Origin of the sequence: Burkholderia lata, assembly GCF_000012945.1 — a bacterium.
Taxonomy (GTDB): Bacteria; Pseudomonadota; Gammaproteobacteria; order Burkholderiales; family Burkholderiaceae; genus Burkholderia; species Burkholderia lata.
Genome location: NC_007511.1, coordinates 2,463,344 through 2,478,157 on the forward strand (window position 1 = coordinate 2,463,344; position 14,814 = coordinate 2,478,157).

At 64.9% G+C, this 14,814-nt stretch carries 14 protein-coding genes; 6 read left to right on the forward strand and 8 right to left on the reverse strand.

The annotated features are described in order from the left end of the window. Positions 1-8: 8 nt before the first annotated feature. The 4 genes from sdhA to BCEP18194_RS33520 form a co-directional block, all read right to left on the reverse strand. Positions 9-1,787 carry a succinate dehydrogenase flavoprotein subunit gene (gene sdhA, locus BCEP18194_RS33505; RefSeq protein ID WP_011355744.1) on the reverse strand — a complete coding sequence of 593 codons (1,779 nt, stop codon included), beginning with the start codon at positions 1,785-1,787 and terminating at the stop codon, positions 9-11. A gap of 3 nt (positions 1,788-1,790) precedes the next feature. Then, positions 1,791-2,159, reverse strand: coding sequence for a succinate dehydrogenase, hydrophobic membrane anchor protein (gene sdhD, locus BCEP18194_RS33510; RefSeq protein WP_011355745.1), 369 nt, complete (start codon positions 2,157-2,159; stop codon positions 1,791-1,793). Positions 2,160-2,163: 4 nt separating this feature from the next. Next, positions 2,164-2,580, reverse strand: coding sequence for a succinate dehydrogenase, cytochrome b556 subunit (gene sdhC, locus BCEP18194_RS33515; protein ID WP_011355746.1), 417 nt, complete (start codon positions 2,578-2,580; stop codon positions 2,164-2,166). A 170-nt stretch (positions 2,581-2,750) separates the two neighbouring features. Further along, the gene (locus tag BCEP18194_RS33520; protein WP_011355747.1) at positions 2,751-3,575 is read right to left on the reverse strand and encodes a GntR family transcriptional regulator; all 825 of its coding nucleotides are present in this window, start codon (positions 3,573-3,575) and stop codon (positions 2,751-2,753) included. 288 nt (positions 3,576-3,863) lie between these two features. Here BCEP18194_RS33520 and BCEP18194_RS33525 point away from each other — a divergent pair, with 288 nt between their 5' ends. The 5 genes from BCEP18194_RS33525 (at position 3,864) to acnA (ending at position 11,032) form a co-directional block, all read left to right on the forward strand. Next, on the forward strand, positions 3,864-4,850 hold the full coding sequence (locus BCEP18194_RS33525; protein ID WP_011355748.1) for a malate dehydrogenase: 987 nt from the start codon (positions 3,864-3,866) through the stop codon (positions 4,848-4,850). Between the two features lie 184 nt (positions 4,851-5,034). Beyond that, positions 5,035-6,042: an HpcH/HpaI aldolase/citrate lyase family protein gene (locus tag BCEP18194_RS33530; protein WP_011355749.1), complete on the forward strand. Its 1,008-nt coding sequence runs from the start codon at positions 5,035-5,037 to the stop codon at positions 6,040-6,042. Between the two features lie 230 nt (positions 6,043-6,272). Next, entirely contained in the window at positions 6,273-6,788 is a 516-nt protein-coding gene (locus BCEP18194_RS33535) for a hypothetical protein (protein WP_011355750.1), read from the forward strand. Between the two features lie 22 nt (positions 6,789-6,810). Next, positions 6,811-8,262, forward strand: a complete 1,452-nt coding sequence (locus BCEP18194_RS33540; RefSeq protein WP_011355751.1) for a bifunctional 2-methylcitrate dehydratase/aconitate hydratase — start codon at positions 6,811-6,813, stop codon at positions 8,260-8,262. 52 nt (positions 8,263-8,314) lie between these two features. Continuing rightward, entirely contained in the window at positions 8,315-11,032 is a 2,718-nt protein-coding gene (gene acnA, locus BCEP18194_RS33545; RefSeq protein ID WP_011355752.1) for an aconitate hydratase AcnA, read from the forward strand. Between the two features lie 104 nt (positions 11,033-11,136). Here the strand turns inward: acnA and BCEP18194_RS33550 are convergent, their stop codons facing one another. The 4 genes from BCEP18194_RS33550 to BCEP18194_RS41485 form a co-directional block, all read right to left on the reverse strand. Next, positions 11,137-11,571 (reverse strand): DUF1801 domain-containing protein, encoded by a 435-nt coding sequence (locus tag BCEP18194_RS33550; RefSeq protein ID WP_011355753.1) that lies wholly within the window; start codon positions 11,569-11,571, stop codon positions 11,137-11,139. Beyond that, positions 11,568-11,999: an SRPBCC family protein gene (locus BCEP18194_RS33555; RefSeq protein ID WP_011355754.1), complete on the reverse strand. Its 432-nt coding sequence runs from the start codon at positions 11,997-11,999 to the stop codon at positions 11,568-11,570. Before BCEP18194_RS33555 ends, BCEP18194_RS33550 begins: the two co-directional genes overlap by 4 nt. Then, positions 11,999-12,322, reverse strand: coding sequence for an ArsR/SmtB family transcription factor (locus BCEP18194_RS33560; protein ID WP_041493622.1), 324 nt, complete (start codon positions 12,320-12,322; stop codon positions 11,999-12,001). Before BCEP18194_RS33560 ends, BCEP18194_RS33555 begins: the two co-directional genes overlap by 1 nt. A gap of 139 nt (positions 12,323-12,461) precedes the next feature. Next, positions 12,462-12,677: a hypothetical protein gene (locus BCEP18194_RS41485; RefSeq protein WP_157687352.1), complete on the reverse strand. Its 216-nt coding sequence runs from the start codon at positions 12,675-12,677 to the stop codon at positions 12,462-12,464. A 287-nt stretch (positions 12,678-12,964) separates the two neighbouring features. On the opposite strand from BCEP18194_RS41485, the gene BCEP18194_RS33565 reads away from it, so the two are divergent. After that, entirely contained in the window at positions 12,965-14,698 is a 1,734-nt protein-coding gene (locus tag BCEP18194_RS33565) for a S53 family peptidase (protein WP_011355757.1), read from the forward strand. Positions 14,699-14,814 lie beyond the last annotated feature (116 nt).

The following is a 14,814-nucleotide window of genomic DNA, read 5'->3' on the forward strand; positions in this document are numbered from 1 at the left end:
GACTCGGCTTAGAACGTGCGCGGCTTCGGCGGCACGGATTCGACCGTCAGCGGCTTCATTTGAACCGGCTTGTAGTCGAGGCGATCGCCTTCGCTGTACCACAGCGTGTGGCGCAGCCAGTTCTCGTCGTCGCGGTGTTCGTAGTCGCTGTGGGCGTGTGCGCCACGGCTTTCCTTGCGCGCTTCCGCCGACACCATCGTTGCGCGAGCAACTTCGATCAGGTTCTCCAGCTCGAGCGCTTCGACGCGCGCGGTGTTGAACACCTTCGACTTGTCCTTCAGGTGGATGTTTTGCACGCGCGCCGCCAGGCCGGCCATCTCGTCGACGCCTTCCTTCAGCAGTTTCGACGTGCGGAACACACCTGCATGCTTCTGCATCGTTGCGCGGATGTCGTTCGCGACGTCCTGCGTGTATTCACCCGAGGTCGACTTGTCGAGCTTCGCCAGGCGTGCCAGCGAGAATTCGCCTGCATCGGCCGGCAGCGGCTTGTGTTCCTTCTGGTTCTTCACGTGCTCGACGATGTGGTTGCCGGCCGCACGGCCGAACACCACGAGGTCCAGCAGCGAGTTCGTGCCGAGGCGGTTCGCGCCGTGCACGGACACGCACGAGCATTCGCCCACTGCGTAGAAGCCGTTGACCGGATCCTTGTGACCGCCGCGCGTCGTGCCGACGACCTGACCGTGGATGTTGGTCGGGATGCCGCCCATCTGGTAGTGGATCGTCGGGACGACCGGGATCGGTTCCTTGATCGCGTCGACGTTCGCGAACTTCAGCGCGATTTCGCGGATCGACGGCAGACGCTTCATGATCGTCTCGGCGCCGATGTGCGACAGGTCGAGCAGCACGTGATCCTTGTTCGGACCCACGCCACGGCCTTCCTTGATTTCCTGGTCCATCGAACGCGACACGAAGTCACGCGGCGCCAGATCCTTCAGCGTCGGCGCGTAGCGCTCCATGAAACGCTCGCCGTTCGCATTGCGCAGGATACCGCCTTCGCCGCGCACGCCTTCGGTGATCAGCACGCCCGCGCCGGCCACGCCGGTCGGGTGGAACTGCCAGAACTCCATGTCCTGCAGCGCGATGCCCGAACGCGCAGCCATGCCGAGGCCGTCGCCGGTGTTGATGAACGCGTTGGTCGATGCCGCGAAGATCCGGCCTGCGCCGCCCGTCGCGAACAGCGTGGTCTTGCCTTCCATGATGTAGACGTCACCCGTCTCCATCTCGAGGGCCGTCACGCCGAGTACGTCGCCTTCCGCGTCGCGGATCAGGTCGAGCGCCATCCATTCGACGAAGAACTGCGTCTTCGCTTCGACGTTCTGCTGGTACAGCGTGTGCAGCAGCGCGTGACCGGTACGGTCGGCGGCCGCGCATGCGCGCTGGACCGGCTTCTCGCCGTAGTTCGCGGTGTGGCCGCCGAACGGGCGCTGGTAGATCGTGCCGTCCGCGTTACGGTCGAACGGCATGCCGAAGTGCTCGAGTTCGTACACGACGTTCGGCGCTTCACGGCACATGAATTCGATCGCGTCCTGGTCGCCGAGCCAGTCGGAGCCCTTGATCGTGTCGTAGAAGTGGAAGTGCCAGTTGTCTTCGCTCATGTTGCCGAGCGACGCACCGATACCGCCCTGCGCGGCCACCGTGTGCGAACGCGTCGGGAACACCTTCGACAGCACGCCGACCGACAGGCCCGCGCGCGACAGTTGCAGCGCTGCGCGCAAGCCGGAGCCGCCCGCGCCGACGATCACCACGTCGAACTTGCGACGCGGGAGGTTAGATTTGATTGCAGCCATTCTTTACACTCTCCAGAGAATCTGCGCGGCATAGCCCGCACATGCGAGCAGCCAGACGATGGTCAGCGATTGCAGCAGCAGGCGCACACCGACGGGCTTCACGTAGTCCATCCAGATGTCGCGCACGCCGACCCATGCGTGGTAGAAGAGGGAAAGCAGCATCACGAAGGTTGCGAGCTTCATCCATTGCGCGGCGAAGATCGATGCCCAGCCTTCGTACGAGAAATCGTGCGCGCCGAAGAACAGGACGAGCAGAATGACCGTGTAGACCGCCATGATCGTGGCGGTGATGCGCTGCGCAAGCCAGTCGCGCAGGCCGTAGTGAGCGCCGACGACGAGGCGCTTCGAGCCGATTCGGTTATTGGCTGCCATTTTCTTAGAATGCTCCGAACAGTTTGAGTGCCATGGCGATCGTCAGGGCGATCGAGACGACAAAGACGACGACTGCCGTCCGCTTGCCGCCTTCCTTCGTGACGGCGTCGTGGTTGACGTCCATCAGCAGGTGGCGAATGCCGGCGCAGAAATGGTGGAAGAAGGCCCACGACAGTGCGAGGACGATCAGCTTGACGATGATGTTGGAGAGGAATTGCTTGAAGCCTTCGAAGCTGAGTTCGGACGTGAGACTCTGGTCGAAGAGGAACAGCAGGAACGGCAGGAACAAGAACAGCAGCGCGCCGCTGACTCGATGGAGAATCGACAATATCGCTGCCAGCGGCATGCGATATTTCATCGTGATATCGCCGAATCCGATGTTCCGGTATTCCGGTCTCGGCTTTCTTACTGCATCAGTCATGCTAGACCCCTACTATGTTGTCACACTAATCCGCGATTTTAGCGCCTTTTTATATCGCGCTGCAGCGAAAGTCTGCTCTGGATAGTTGCGCGAACAAGAACAAAGGCGGCCCGAAACGTGCTTCGCGAACGTGGGGATCGCGAACGCACTCGGCTTGAGCCGATACACCGTCAACTCAAGTCATTCTGATAGTAGTACCCGGTTGTGACATACCAGCCGCGACGCACTTCCACCGGCCGGTCTCCGTATGTATAGGACACGCGCTCGACCGACAGCAAAGGAAAACCTGCCGGCACGTGCAGCAGGTCGGCCACCGCCGGCTCTGCCGCCACCGCGCGGATCTTCTCCGTCGCGCGGATCATCCGCGTGCCGAACTCCGTCTCGAACATCGCGTAGAGCGGCCCCTTGTACTCGCTCAACCGCTCGAACGTGAGCCCGCGGAACATCGCGCCCGGCAGCCAGATCTCGTCCAGCACGGTCACTTCGTTCTCGAACTCCAGCAGGCGGCGCACCTGCACGACGGGATCGGCCGGCTTCAGGTCGAGCTGCCGCGCGATCTCGGCCGGCGCGCGCAGGCGCCGGCATTCGAGCAGACGGCTCACGTGCGGATGCTCGGCACCGTCGTCGGCCAGCAGCCGCAGGAAGCGGAACTGCGCGCGATCTTCATTGTGCGTCGCAACAAAAGTACCCTTGCCCTGCCGCCGGACCACGAGGTTTTCGGCAGCCAGCTCGTCGATCGCCTTGCGGACGGTGCCCTGGCTGACCTTGTAGCGGGCCGCGAGCTCCACTTCGCTCGGGATGATCTCGCCCGGCTTCCACTCACCGGTTTCGAGACTTTGCGTGATTAATGACTTAATCTGCTGGTATAACGGGCTGAACGTCGGCGACGGCGCAGCCGCAGGCGAAGATGCGGGATCGCTCGCGCCCGGCTGCCCTGGGCCGCCTGCGCCGGTCTGATTCGCGGTATTCGCCTGGTTCGATGTCATGGCGCGCATTTCATCACAAACCGCACTTTTAAGTCCACTCAATTTCCGCAAAACATCTGTCTTATATAAGACATATGATACCGTTTGACTTTGAGCGAGACGGCTCCTACACTCCGGGTCGAGCAAGGGTTCGCGGGTGCAAAAGCGCGTCCCCGGCTACGTGCCACGGCCGTCTCCAGGTTCACCGCGTCTGCCATCGCGAGTCCTCCGCCCTGCTTCAATGCAACACTCCGCACAACGCGCATAGAATGGCGTTTTCGCGAGTGTCCAACGCTTCACCCGTCCTGGAGATTTTCAATGGCTAAGCCCGCAAAGCGTGTTGCCGTCACCGGCGCCGCAGGTCAAATCGCTTACTCCCTGCTGTTCCGCATCGCGAACGGCGACCTGCTCGGCAAGGACCAGCCGGTCATCCTGCAACTGCTCGACCTCCCGCAAGCCCAAGGTGCCGTCAAAGGCGTCGTGATGGAACTCGACGATTGCGCGTTCCCGCTGCTGTCGGGCGTCGTGATCACCGATGATCCGAAGGTCGCATTCAAGGATGCCGACGTCGCACTGCTGGTCGGCGCACGTCCGCGCTCGAAGGGCATGGAGCGCAAGGACCTGCTGTCGGCAAACGCCGAAATCTTCACGGTTCAGGGCGCTGCGCTGAACGAAGTCGCCAGCCGCGACGTGAAGGTGCTGGTCGTCGGCAACCCGGCGAACACGAACGCCTACATCGCGATGAAGTCGGCACCGGATCTGCCGAAGAAGAACTTCACGGCCATGCTGCGCCTCGACCACAACCGCGCGCTGTCGCAGCTCGCCGCGAAGTCGGGCAAGCCGGTCGCCTCGATCGAGAAGCTCGCCGTGTGGGGCAACCACTCGCCGACGATGTACCCCGACTTCCGCTTCGCGACCGCCGAAGGCGAATCGCTGCTGAAGCTGATCAACGACGACGTGTGGAACCGCGACACGTTCATCCCGACCGTCGGCAAGCGCGGCGCGGCGATCATCGAAGCGCGCGGCCTGTCGTCGGCAGCGTCGGCAGCGAACGCAGCGATCGACCACGTGCGTGACTGGGTCCTCGGCACGAACGGCAAGTGGGTCACGATGGGCATCCCGTCGGACGGCTCGTACGGCATCCCCGAAGACATCATCTACGGCGTGCCGGTCGTTTGCGAAAACGGCGAGTACAAGCGCATCGAAGGCCTGGAAATCGACGCGTTCTCGCGCGAGAAGATGGACGGTACGCTGGCCGAGCTGCTCGAAGAGCGCGATGGCGTCGCCCACCTGCTGAAGAACTAAGCATCACGCGTATTGCCGGGCTACCCTCGGGCAGCCCGGTTTCGGCCCGGGCCGGCATGCCGCCGGCCCGGCCGCCCGATCCGATCCGCGCACGTTTTGCCGCCCCGCGCTTGCCGCGCACCGGCCCAGAACGCGCCCGAATCCGATTTTCTCCACGTTGACCCGCTTCCCTGACGTAGACGAGATGGCCGCGCTCACTCCCGCACAAGTGCTGTACGACGGGGCGTCCCCGCCCGCGATCCTGCCCTGCTGTGATCACTACGCGGGCAGCGAAAAGCTGATGCGCAAGTCGCTCGCGCTGCAGGCCGAGCTGGGCCCCGTGTTCGACATCACGCTCGACTGCGAAGACGGCGCGGCCGTCGGCCAGGAAGCCGCGCATGCGGCACTCGTCACCGACATCCTCGGCAGCGACGAGAACCGCTTCGGCCGCGTCGGCGTCCGCATCCACGACTTTTCCCACCCGCACTGGCGCGACGACGTGCGCATCGTGCTGCGTGCGGCGCGCGCCCCCGCCTACATTACGCTCCCGAAGATCGCGAGTGCCGCCGACGCCGCCGAAATGACCGCGTTCATCGAAGGCACGCGCCGCGAGCTGGGCATCGCGCAGCCGATTCCGGTCGACGTGCTGGTCGAGACGCACGGCGCGCTCGCGCATGCGGCCGCCCTCGCCGCGCTGCCGACGGTCGGCACGCTGAGCTTCGGGCTGATGGATTTCGTCTCCGCGCACCATGGCGCGATTCCCGATTCCGCGATGCGCTCGCCCGGCCAGTTCGAGCACCCGCTCGTGCGCCGCGCGAAGCTGGAAATCGCCGCGGCCTGCCACGCGCACGGCAAGACGCCGTCGCACAACGTGACGACCGAGGTGCGCGACATGAGCGTCGTCGCCGCCGATGCACGCCGCGCGCGCGACGAATTCGCCTTCACGCGGATGTGGAGCATCCACCCCGCGCAGATCCGCCCGATCGTCGACGCATTCGCGCCGCGCACCGACGAGGTCGCGCTGGCCGCCGAGATCCTGCTGGCCGCGCAGGCCGCTGACTGGGGCCCGACGCGCCACGGTGATACGCTGCACGATCGCGCGAGTTACCGGTATTACTGGTCGGTGCTGCGCCGCGCGCGGGCCACCGGCCAGCCCGTACCGGCCGAGGCCGCGCCGCTGTTCGGCCCGGCCGCCGCGGGCAGCGCGCCGTAAGCGCGCGCCGCCGGCCGATACACGAGTTTCATGCATTCGACGAGGCGCAAACCGGATAGAGGTTTGCGAAACGACAAAAAACGTAACGGAGCCCGAAAACCTGATATATGCGCGGCCAAATAGGTGAAAATAGCGGCCGCTGCGCGCTTTCGGGGCGCGTGCAGTTTCAAACCGGCCGGCAGTTTCGATTGCCGGCCCTTGTCAACTGATTATCGAAAGGTTCTGACTCCATGAAGAAACTCCTGATCGCTACCGCCATCGGCGCCTTGTCCGCCACGATGCTGGTGTCGGCTCCGAGCGCGTTTGCCCAGGGTACGACCACGACGACCGCGAAGAAGGCAACGGCCAAGCGCCCGGCGCCGGCCAAGCGCATCATCCCGCGCAGCAAGAAGGCACAGGCACGTGCCGCAGCGAAGGTCGATCCGGTACCGGACGGCGCGGTCAAGTGGTCCTGCAAGGAAGGTCTGTCGTTCGACCTCGCCGGCGACATGAAGCGCGACCAGGTCGTCACGGTTCACTGGGCGAAGAAGAACTACAAGCTGCCGCGTCAGGCCACGACGACGGGTGCCGACACGTTCTACGATCCGGCAGCAGGCTTCAAGCTGATCGTGATCCCGACCAAGGCGATGCTGTTCTCCGACGCAAACGGCGGCGAACGCCTCGCGGACGAATGCGTGACGCCGGAAATGACGCAAGGCACGCCGGCACCGACGCAGTCGAACGAGCTGAAGCCGGCAACGAACTAAGCGCGTTCCCATCGGCCCCTCGATGTCCGCCCCGGTCTCCAACGTCCGCCCTGCTCCGGATACGGTACTCGTCGATATCGTCGACTACGTGCTGAATGCCGGCATCGACAGCGCGCTCGCGCTGGAGACGGCGCGTCATTGCCTGATCGACACGCTCGGATGTGGACTCGAGGCGCTGTCCTACCCTGCCTGCACCAAGCTGCTTGGCCCCGTCGTGCCGGGCACGATCGTGCCGAACGGCGCGAAGGTGCCCGGCACGTCCTTCCAGCTCGATCCCGTCCAGGCCGCATTCGGCATCGGCGCGATGATCCGCTGGCTGGACTTCAACGACACCTGGCTCGCCGCCGAATGGGGTCATCCGTCCGACAATCTCGGCGGGATCCTGGCGACGGCCGACTGGCTTTCCCGCACGGCCGTCGCGGCCGGCCGGAAGCCGCTCACGATGCGCGACGTGCTGGTCGCGATGATCCAGGCCCACGAGATCCAGGGCTGCCTCGCTCTCGAGAATTCGTTCAATGCGGTCGGGCTCGACCACGTGCTGCTCGTGAAGGTCGCATCGACGGCCGTCGTCGGCCGGCTGCTCGGGCTCACGCGCGACGAGCTGATCAACGCGGTGTCCAACGCGTTCGTCGACGGCCAGGCGCTGCGCACCTACCGCCACGCGCCGAATACGGGCTCGCGCAAATCATGGGCGGCGGGCGACGCCACATCCCGCGCGGTGCGCCTCGCGCTGATCGCGAAAACGGGTGAAATGGGCTACCCGTCGGCGCTCACCGCAAAAACCTGGGGCTTCTACGACGTGCTGTTCGACGGCAAGCCGTTCCGCTTCCAGCGCCCGTACGGCACGTACGTGATGGAAAACGTGCTGTTCAAGATCGCATTCCCCGCCGAATTCCACGCGCAAACGGCCGCCGAGGCCGCGCTGCAGCTGCACGCGCAGCTCGCCGCCGCGGGCCGCACGACCGACGACATCAGCCGGATCACGATCCGCACGCACGCGGCCGCGATCCGCATCATCGACAAGCAGGGCCCGCTCGCCAATCCGGCCGACCGCGACCACTGCATCCAGTACATGGTCGCCGTGCCGCTGCTGTTCGGCCGGCTGACCGCGGCCGACTACGAAGATTCGGCCGCCGCCGATCCCCGCATCGACGCGCTGCGCGCGAAAACCGTGTGCGTCGAGGATCCGCAGTTCACGAAGGATTACCACGACCCGGACAAGCGCTCGATCGCGAATGCACTGACGATCGAGTTCACGGACGGGTCGAAGCTTGCCGAGGTGGCGGTCGAATACCCGCTCGGTCACCGGCGGCGCCGGACCGAAGGCGTCCCGCTCCTGGTCGAGAAGTTCAGGACCAACCTTGCCCGCCGCTTCCCGGCAAAGCAGCAACAAGCGATTCTCGACGTGTCGCTGGACCAGGCAAAGCTCGAAGCAATGCCGGTCGATGAGTACGTCGATCTGTATGTGATATAGCCGTCATCTACAGGACACTTTGTTTCCTAGCCTTAAACCCAGGAAAATCACCATGGCCCACAATCTCCACAAGACCCTCAAGGAATTCGACAGCGGTTCCGGCAAAGGCAAGTTCTACTCGCTGCCGCAGCTCGGCAAGGAACTGAAGACGAAGATCGAACGCCTGCCGGTGTCGATCCGTATCGTGCTCGAGTCCGTGCTGCGCAACTACGACGGCAAGAAAATCACCGAAGCGCACATCGAGCAGCTCGCGAACTGGAAGCCGACCGAGAAGCGCGTCGACGAGATTCCGTTCGTGGTGTCGCGCGTCGTGCTGCAGGACTTCACTGGCGTGCCGCTGCTCGCCGACATCGCGGCCATGCGCGGCGTCGCCGAGCGTACGGGCAAGAACCCGAAGAAGATCGAGCCGCTGGTCCCGGTCGATCTCGTCGTCGATCACTCGGTGCAGATCGACTACTTCCGCCAGAAGGACGCGCTCGACCTGAACATGAAACTGGAATTCCAGCGCAACAACGAGCGCTACCAGTTCATGAAGTGGGGCATGCAGGCATTCGACACGTTCAAGGTCGTGCCGCCGGGCGTCGGCATCGTCCACCAGGTGAACCTCGAGTACCTCGCGCGCGGCGTCCACAAGAAGGCGGACGGCGGCGACACCGTGTACTACCCGGATACGCTGGTCGGCACCGACAGCCACACGACGATGATCAACGGCATCGGCGTGGTCGGCTGGGGCGTGGGCGGCATCGAGGCGGAAGCCGGCATGCTCGGCCAGCCGGTGTACTTCCTGACGCCGGACGTCGTCGGCGTCGAGCTGAAGGGCAAGCTGCGCGAAGGCGTCACGGCCACCGACCTGGTGCTGACGATCACCGAAATGCTGCGCAAGGAGAAGGTCGTCGGCAAGTTCGTCGAATTCTTCGGCGAAGGCACGAAATCGCTGTCGCTGCCGGATCGCGCGACGATCGGCAACATGGCGCCGGAATACGGCGCGACGATGGGCTTCTTCCCGGTCGACGAAAAGACGATCGACTACTTCGAAGGCACGGGCCGCACGAAGGCGGAAATCGCCGCGTTCGAAAACTACTTCAAGGCGCAGAAGCTGTTCGGCATCCCGAAGGCCGGCGACATCGACTACACGAAGGTCGTGACGCTCGACCTGGCGACGGTCGCACCGTCGCTGGCCGGCCCGAAGCGCCCGCAGGACCGCATCGAGATCGGCAACGTCAAGTCGACGTTCACCGACCTGTTCTCGAAGCCGGTGGCAGACAACGGCTTCGCGAAGAAGGCGGACGACCTGGCCACGCAATACACGACGAGCAACGGCGTCGACGTGAAGAACGGCGACGTGCTGATCGCCGCGATCACGTCGTGCACGAACACGTCGAACCCGAGCGTGCTGCTGGCTGCAGGCCTGCTCGCGAAGAAGGCGGTCGAGGCCGGCCTCACGGTCGATCCGAAGATCAAGACCTCGCTCGCGCCGGGATCGCGCATCGTCACCGAGTACCTGACGAAGACGGGCCTGCTGCCCTACCTGTCGAAGCTCGGCTTCGAAGTCGCGGCCTACGGCTGCACGACCTGTATCGGCAACGCGGGCGACCTGACGCCGGAGCTGAACGAAGCGATCACGAAGAACGACATCGTCGCGGCAGCCGTGCTGTCGGGCAACCGTAACTTCGAAGCGCGTATCCACCCGAACATCCGCGCGAACTTCCTCGCGTCGCCGCCGCTGGTCGTCGCCTACGCGATCGCCGGCAACATCACGCGCGACCTGATGACCGAACCGGTCGGCAAGGGCAAGGGCGGCCGTGACATCTACCTCGGCGACATCTGGCCGACGAGCGAAGAAATCCACGCGCTGCTCAAGTTCGCGCTCGACCCGAAGAAGTTCGAGGACAACTACTCGAAGCTGACCAAGAAGGGCGACCTCTGGAGCAAGATCGAGGGCGAATCGGGCCAGGTCTACGACTGGCCGAAGTCGACCTACATCGCCGAGCCGCCGTTCTTCGGCAACGACTTCTCGATGGAACCGGCTGCATCGATCCCGACGGTCAAGGGCGCACGCGCACTCGGCATCTTCGGTGACTCGGTCACGACCGACCACATCAGCCCGGCAGGCTCGATCAAGGAAGATTCGCCGGCAGGCAAGTGGCTGAAGGAAAACGGCGTGCAGAAGGCCGACTTCAACAGCTACGGCTCGCGCCGCGGCAACCACGACGTGATGATGCGCGGCACGTTCGCGAACGTCCGGATCAAGAACCTGATGATCCCGGCGAAGGCAGACGGCTCGCGCGTCGAAGGCGGCCTGACGATCCACCAGCCGAGCGGCGAACAGCAGTCGATCTACGACGCGGCCATGCAGTATGTCGGCGCCGATACGCCGACGGTCGTGTTCGCAGGCGAAGAGTACGGCACGGGCTCGTCGCGCGACTGGGCCGCGAAGGGCACGCAACTGCTCGGCGTGAAGGCCGTGATCGCACGCAGCTTCGAGCGCATCCACCGCTCGAACCTGGTCGGCATGGGCGTGCTGCCGCTGCAGTTCAAGGGCTCGGACAGCATCCAGTCGCTCGGCATCACCGGCGACGAAACGTATGACATCGAAGGCCTCGGCGACGACTTCAAGCCGCAGCAGGACGTCACGCTGGTGATCAACCGCAAGAACGGTGAGTCGCAGCGCGTGCAGGTGCTGCTGCGCATCGATACGCCGATCGAAGTCGACTACTACAAGCACGGCGGTATCCTGCCGTTCGTGCTGCGCTCGCTGCTCGCAGCGTAAGCGCCCTGCTTTTGCAGGTGCCGCAGCCGCCTCGCGGCGGTTGCGGCCGATTTGGATGCCCGACCTCGTGTCGGGCATTTTTTTGCCCGCGCGTCAGGCGCGCATCATGCGGCCTTGCTGCTGCGCGGCTTCGCACCCGCGCCGGGCCGCGCGTTCTTCTTCAGATGCGTGCGGTTGTAGTCGATCGCCGCGCGGACGAGGTTCTTCAGCGCCCGCTTGTCGAGCTTGTCGCCTTCGAAGAAATCGATCGCGCGCCGCGCATTGCCGTCGAGGCCGTCGTTGAACAGCTGGTCGGGATCGGGCAGCTGCGCGCCGTGCATGAAGGTCACCTTCACCTTGCCCTTGTGCGCGTTCGCCACCGCGATCATCCCGTCGCACGACCATACGGGGCTGCCCATCCATTTCCATTCCTCGACGATGCCCGCTTGCGCGTCGAGGATCGTCTGGCGCAGGTCGGCGAAGGTCTTGCCGCGCCAGTCGTCGATGCCGGCGATCAGCGCGTCGATGCGCTCCGACGGCGTGAGGTCGGTTGTGCTCATGCGCGGGCCTCCGTGCCTTCGTCCGGGCGGGCCAGCACCTGTTCGAGCGAGTCGAAGAACCGGACCCAGCCGTGCTGCGCCCCGCGGTAAGCCTGCTCCTGATCCGTACGGAAGCCGACCTGCTCCATCCGCAGGTGCGTGCCGGCCGGTGTGGGGGTGAGCGTCCACGTGACGACGCTTTCGAGGCCGTACGCGGCCCACGTATAGGACAACGCATGCGGCGGCTCGATCGTCAGGACCGTGCAGTCGACCGAGCCCCAGTCGGCGCGGAAGCTGAAGGCGCGGCCCGCGACGGGCTCGAAATCGCTCTTCATCAGCCACGCCTCGATCAGGTGCGGTTGCGTGAGCGCGCGCCAGATCTTCTCCGGCGGATGAGGCAGCTCCCGGTCGACGACGACGGAGCGCGTTTCGGTGGTGGCCTGGTTCATTACTGGTCCATCCTTTTCAGAAGATCTTCGAGGGCATCGAACCGGTTCTGCCAGAAGCCGGCCATCTGGCTCGTCCAGTCGATCAACGGGGCCAGCGCTTGAGGCTGCGCGCTGTAGTGCGTCTGCCGGCCTTCGTGACGATCGCTCACGAGCCCGGCCTGCTTCAGGACGCCCAGATGCTTCGAGACGGCAGGCTGCGAAACGCCCGCATGGGCCGTCAGCGCGGCAACCGTCAGCTCGCCGTCCGCGCACAGCCGCTCGAAGAGCGCGCGGCGCGTGGGATCGGCAAGTGTCCTGAAAAGCATGTCGTGTGCGTTCTGCATGTCCAAATCCATAACCCGATGGTTATGAATCGAAGCATATCCGCTGCTCGACGCGCGTCAAGGCGGAATTTCACAAACGACGTCGTGCGATCTTGCGCGGGCCCGCCGTCTGCCGCGTCGGCGCGCACACGCCGCGGGATTAGAGCATTTCCTCTAATTTGCGACTGCAGCATGCGATCCGAAAGCAGCCCGCAAGACTGTCGCAAGCGCCGTTCCACAGTTCGGGAAACGTTTGCGATCGACCCGCCCCTTTTTTGTGCACATCCGAATCCGTACCTGCCGCGTCGCTTCGTTTGACCACATAGTGCGACGCAGCACGCGGCAACGACCGGTCGCGCACGATGCGTTCATGCATCGATCCGCTCCGCGATCACGCACGTTCCGGCGCCGCGACGAGCGACTCGCGCGTGCGAACGTCGCGCTTTGCGCGCCGTCGTATCGCGAACCGGTTCCGTTCGCCTCTGCCGCGATCGCTTGCGCGGATGACGCAACGCATCCGCGCACACGCGCCGATGTCAGAACTGACAGCTATGGAAAATGGCAGCTACCTGAACGGCGGTGACGCCCTACGCTCGTCACCGCTCGCGATCCCACAAGGGTCGAGGGCTCCAGCAACGTCGTCTCTCCTAAAAAGGACTCCCGATGAAAAGGAACGCCTGGTTTGCCCTGCCCCTGCCGTCGCCCCGCCGCCTTGCGTGCGTGGCTCCGCTCGTGTTCGCCGCCGCTGCGGCGCATGCGGCGACGGACTGGGTCGACACCCATACGAAGGCCTTTCTGACCGGCCCGCAGTTGATGGCGCGCAGCGCGGCGCCGTCGCTCGAACTTGCGGCCGGCGAAACGACCAACGTCGTCGTCAGCCTGAAGCTGCGCAATGCCGCGCAGCTCAAGCAACTGTCGCGCGACGTGAACCGGCCGGGCAGCGCGCAATACCGCCAGTACCTCACGCATGCGCAGTTCCTCGCCAACTACGCGCCGACCGAAGCGCAGGTGAAGTCGGTCGTCGACTATCTGCACAAGAGCGGCTTCGTGAACGTCGAGGTCGCTCCGAACCGGTTGCTGGTATCCGCACGCGGCACGGCCGGCACCGTGAAGACCGCATTCAACACGTCGCTCGTGCACTTCGAATACGCGGGCCGCGCGGGCTTCGCCAATACGTCGACCGCACAGGTGCCGCGCGCGCTCGGCGGCGTCGTCGGCTCGGTGCTCGGGCTGCAGAGCGTCGCACACGCTCGGCCGCTGCTGCACATCGGCAACGTGTCGAAGCCGCAGGCGCTCGCGGCCGGCACGGCGACCGGCCACTATCCGAAGGAATTCCCGGGCCTCTACAACGCAACCGGCGTGCCGACCGCAGCCGGCGTCACCGTCGGCATCATCACGATCGGCGGCGTGTCACAGACGCTGCAGGACCTGAAGCAGTTCACGTCGAGCAACGGCTACAGCACCGTCTCGACGCAGACCGTCCAGACCAACGGCTCGGGCGGCACCTATACCGACGACCAGGACGGCCAGGGCGAGTGGGATCTCGACAGCCAGTCGATCGTCGGCTCGGCCGGCGGCAAGGTCGGCAAGCTCGTGTTCTACATGGCCGACCTCAACGCCAGCGGCAACACGGGCCTCACGCAGGCGTTCAACCAGGCCGTGTCGGACAACACCGCGAAGGTGATCAACGTGTCGCTCGGCTGGTGCGAGACCGACGCGAACGCGGACGGCACGATCGACGCCGAGGAACAGATCTTCACGACCGCCGCAGCGCAAGGCCAGACGTTCTCGGTTTCGTCGGGCGACGAAGGCGTGTACGAGTGCAACAACCGCGGCTATCCGGACGGCTCGAACTACACGGTGTCGTGGCCGGCCTCGTCGCCGCACGTGGTCGCGATCGGCGGCACGACGCTCTACACGACGTCGTCGGGCGCGTTCTCGAATGAAACGGTGTGGAACGAAGGGCTCGACGGCAACGGCAAGCTGTGGGCGACGGGCGGCGGCGTCAGCACGATCCTGCCCGCGCCGTCGTGGCAGTCGGGCAGCAACCGCCAGCTGCCGGACGTGTCGTTCGACGCCGCGCAAAGCACAGGTGCGTACATCTACAACTACGGCCAGTTGCAGCAGATCGGCGGCACGAGCCTCGCCGCGCCGATCTTCACGGGCCTCTGGGCGCGTCTGCTCGCAGCGAACGGCACGGGCCTCGGCTTCCCGGCCGGCAAGTTCTACGCCGACATTCCGTCGAACCCGTCGCTCGTGCGCTACGACGTCGTGTCGGGGAACAACGGCTATCAGGGGTATGGCTATAACGCAGGCACGGGCTGGGATTACACGACCGGCTTCGGCAGCCTGAACATCGCGAACCTCAACCAGCTGATCAAGTCGGGCGGGTTCTAAGCGAAGCGTGAAGGCCGGCGCGCAGCGGTGGTGGGCCGCGCGCCGGCTGACGGACAGCAGCAAGAGCCCCGCTCGATGCGCGGCGTCACCACTATCCACCGCGTCAATATCGACAT

Coding starts and splice junctions, on each gene's coding strand:
- sdhA (WP_011355744.1), bottom strand. CDS start 1,787: ATGGCTGCAATCAAATCTAACCTCCCGCGTCGCAAGTTCGACGTGGTG.
- sdhD (WP_011355745.1), bottom strand. CDS start 2,159: ATGGCAGCCAATAACCGAATCGGCTCGAAGCGCCTCGTCGTCGGCGCT.
- sdhC (WP_011355746.1), bottom strand. CDS start 2,580: ATGACTGATGCAGTAAGAAAGCCGAGACCGGAATACCGGAACATCGGA.
- BCEP18194_RS33520 (WP_011355747.1), bottom strand. CDS start 3,575: ATGCGCGCCATGACATCGAACCAGGCGAATACCGCGAATCAGACCGGC.
- BCEP18194_RS33525 (WP_011355748.1), top strand. CDS start 3,864: ATGGCTAAGCCCGCAAAGCGTGTTGCCGTCACCGGCGCCGCAGGTCAA.
- BCEP18194_RS33530 (WP_011355749.1), top strand. CDS start 5,035: ATGGCCGCGCTCACTCCCGCACAAGTGCTGTACGACGGGGCGTCCCCG.
- BCEP18194_RS33535 (WP_011355750.1), top strand. CDS start 6,273: ATGAAGAAACTCCTGATCGCTACCGCCATCGGCGCCTTGTCCGCCACG.
- BCEP18194_RS33540 (WP_011355751.1), top strand. CDS start 6,811: ATGTCCGCCCCGGTCTCCAACGTCCGCCCTGCTCCGGATACGGTACTC.
- acnA (WP_011355752.1), top strand. CDS start 8,315: ATGGCCCACAATCTCCACAAGACCCTCAAGGAATTCGACAGCGGTTCC.
- BCEP18194_RS33550 (WP_011355753.1), bottom strand. CDS start 11,571: ATGAGCACAACCGACCTCACGCCGTCGGAGCGCATCGACGCGCTGATC.
- BCEP18194_RS33555 (WP_011355754.1), bottom strand. CDS start 11,999: ATGAACCAGGCCACCACCGAAACGCGCTCCGTCGTCGTCGACCGGGAG.
- BCEP18194_RS33560 (WP_041493622.1), bottom strand. CDS start 12,322: ATGCAGAACGCACACGACATGCTTTTCAGGACACTTGCCGATCCCACG.
- BCEP18194_RS41485 (WP_157687352.1), bottom strand. CDS start 12,677: ATGCATGAACGCATCGTGCGCGACCGGTCGTTGCCGCGTGCTGCGTCG.
- BCEP18194_RS33565 (WP_011355757.1), top strand. CDS start 12,965: ATGAAAAGGAACGCCTGGTTTGCCCTGCCCCTGCCGTCGCCCCGCCGC.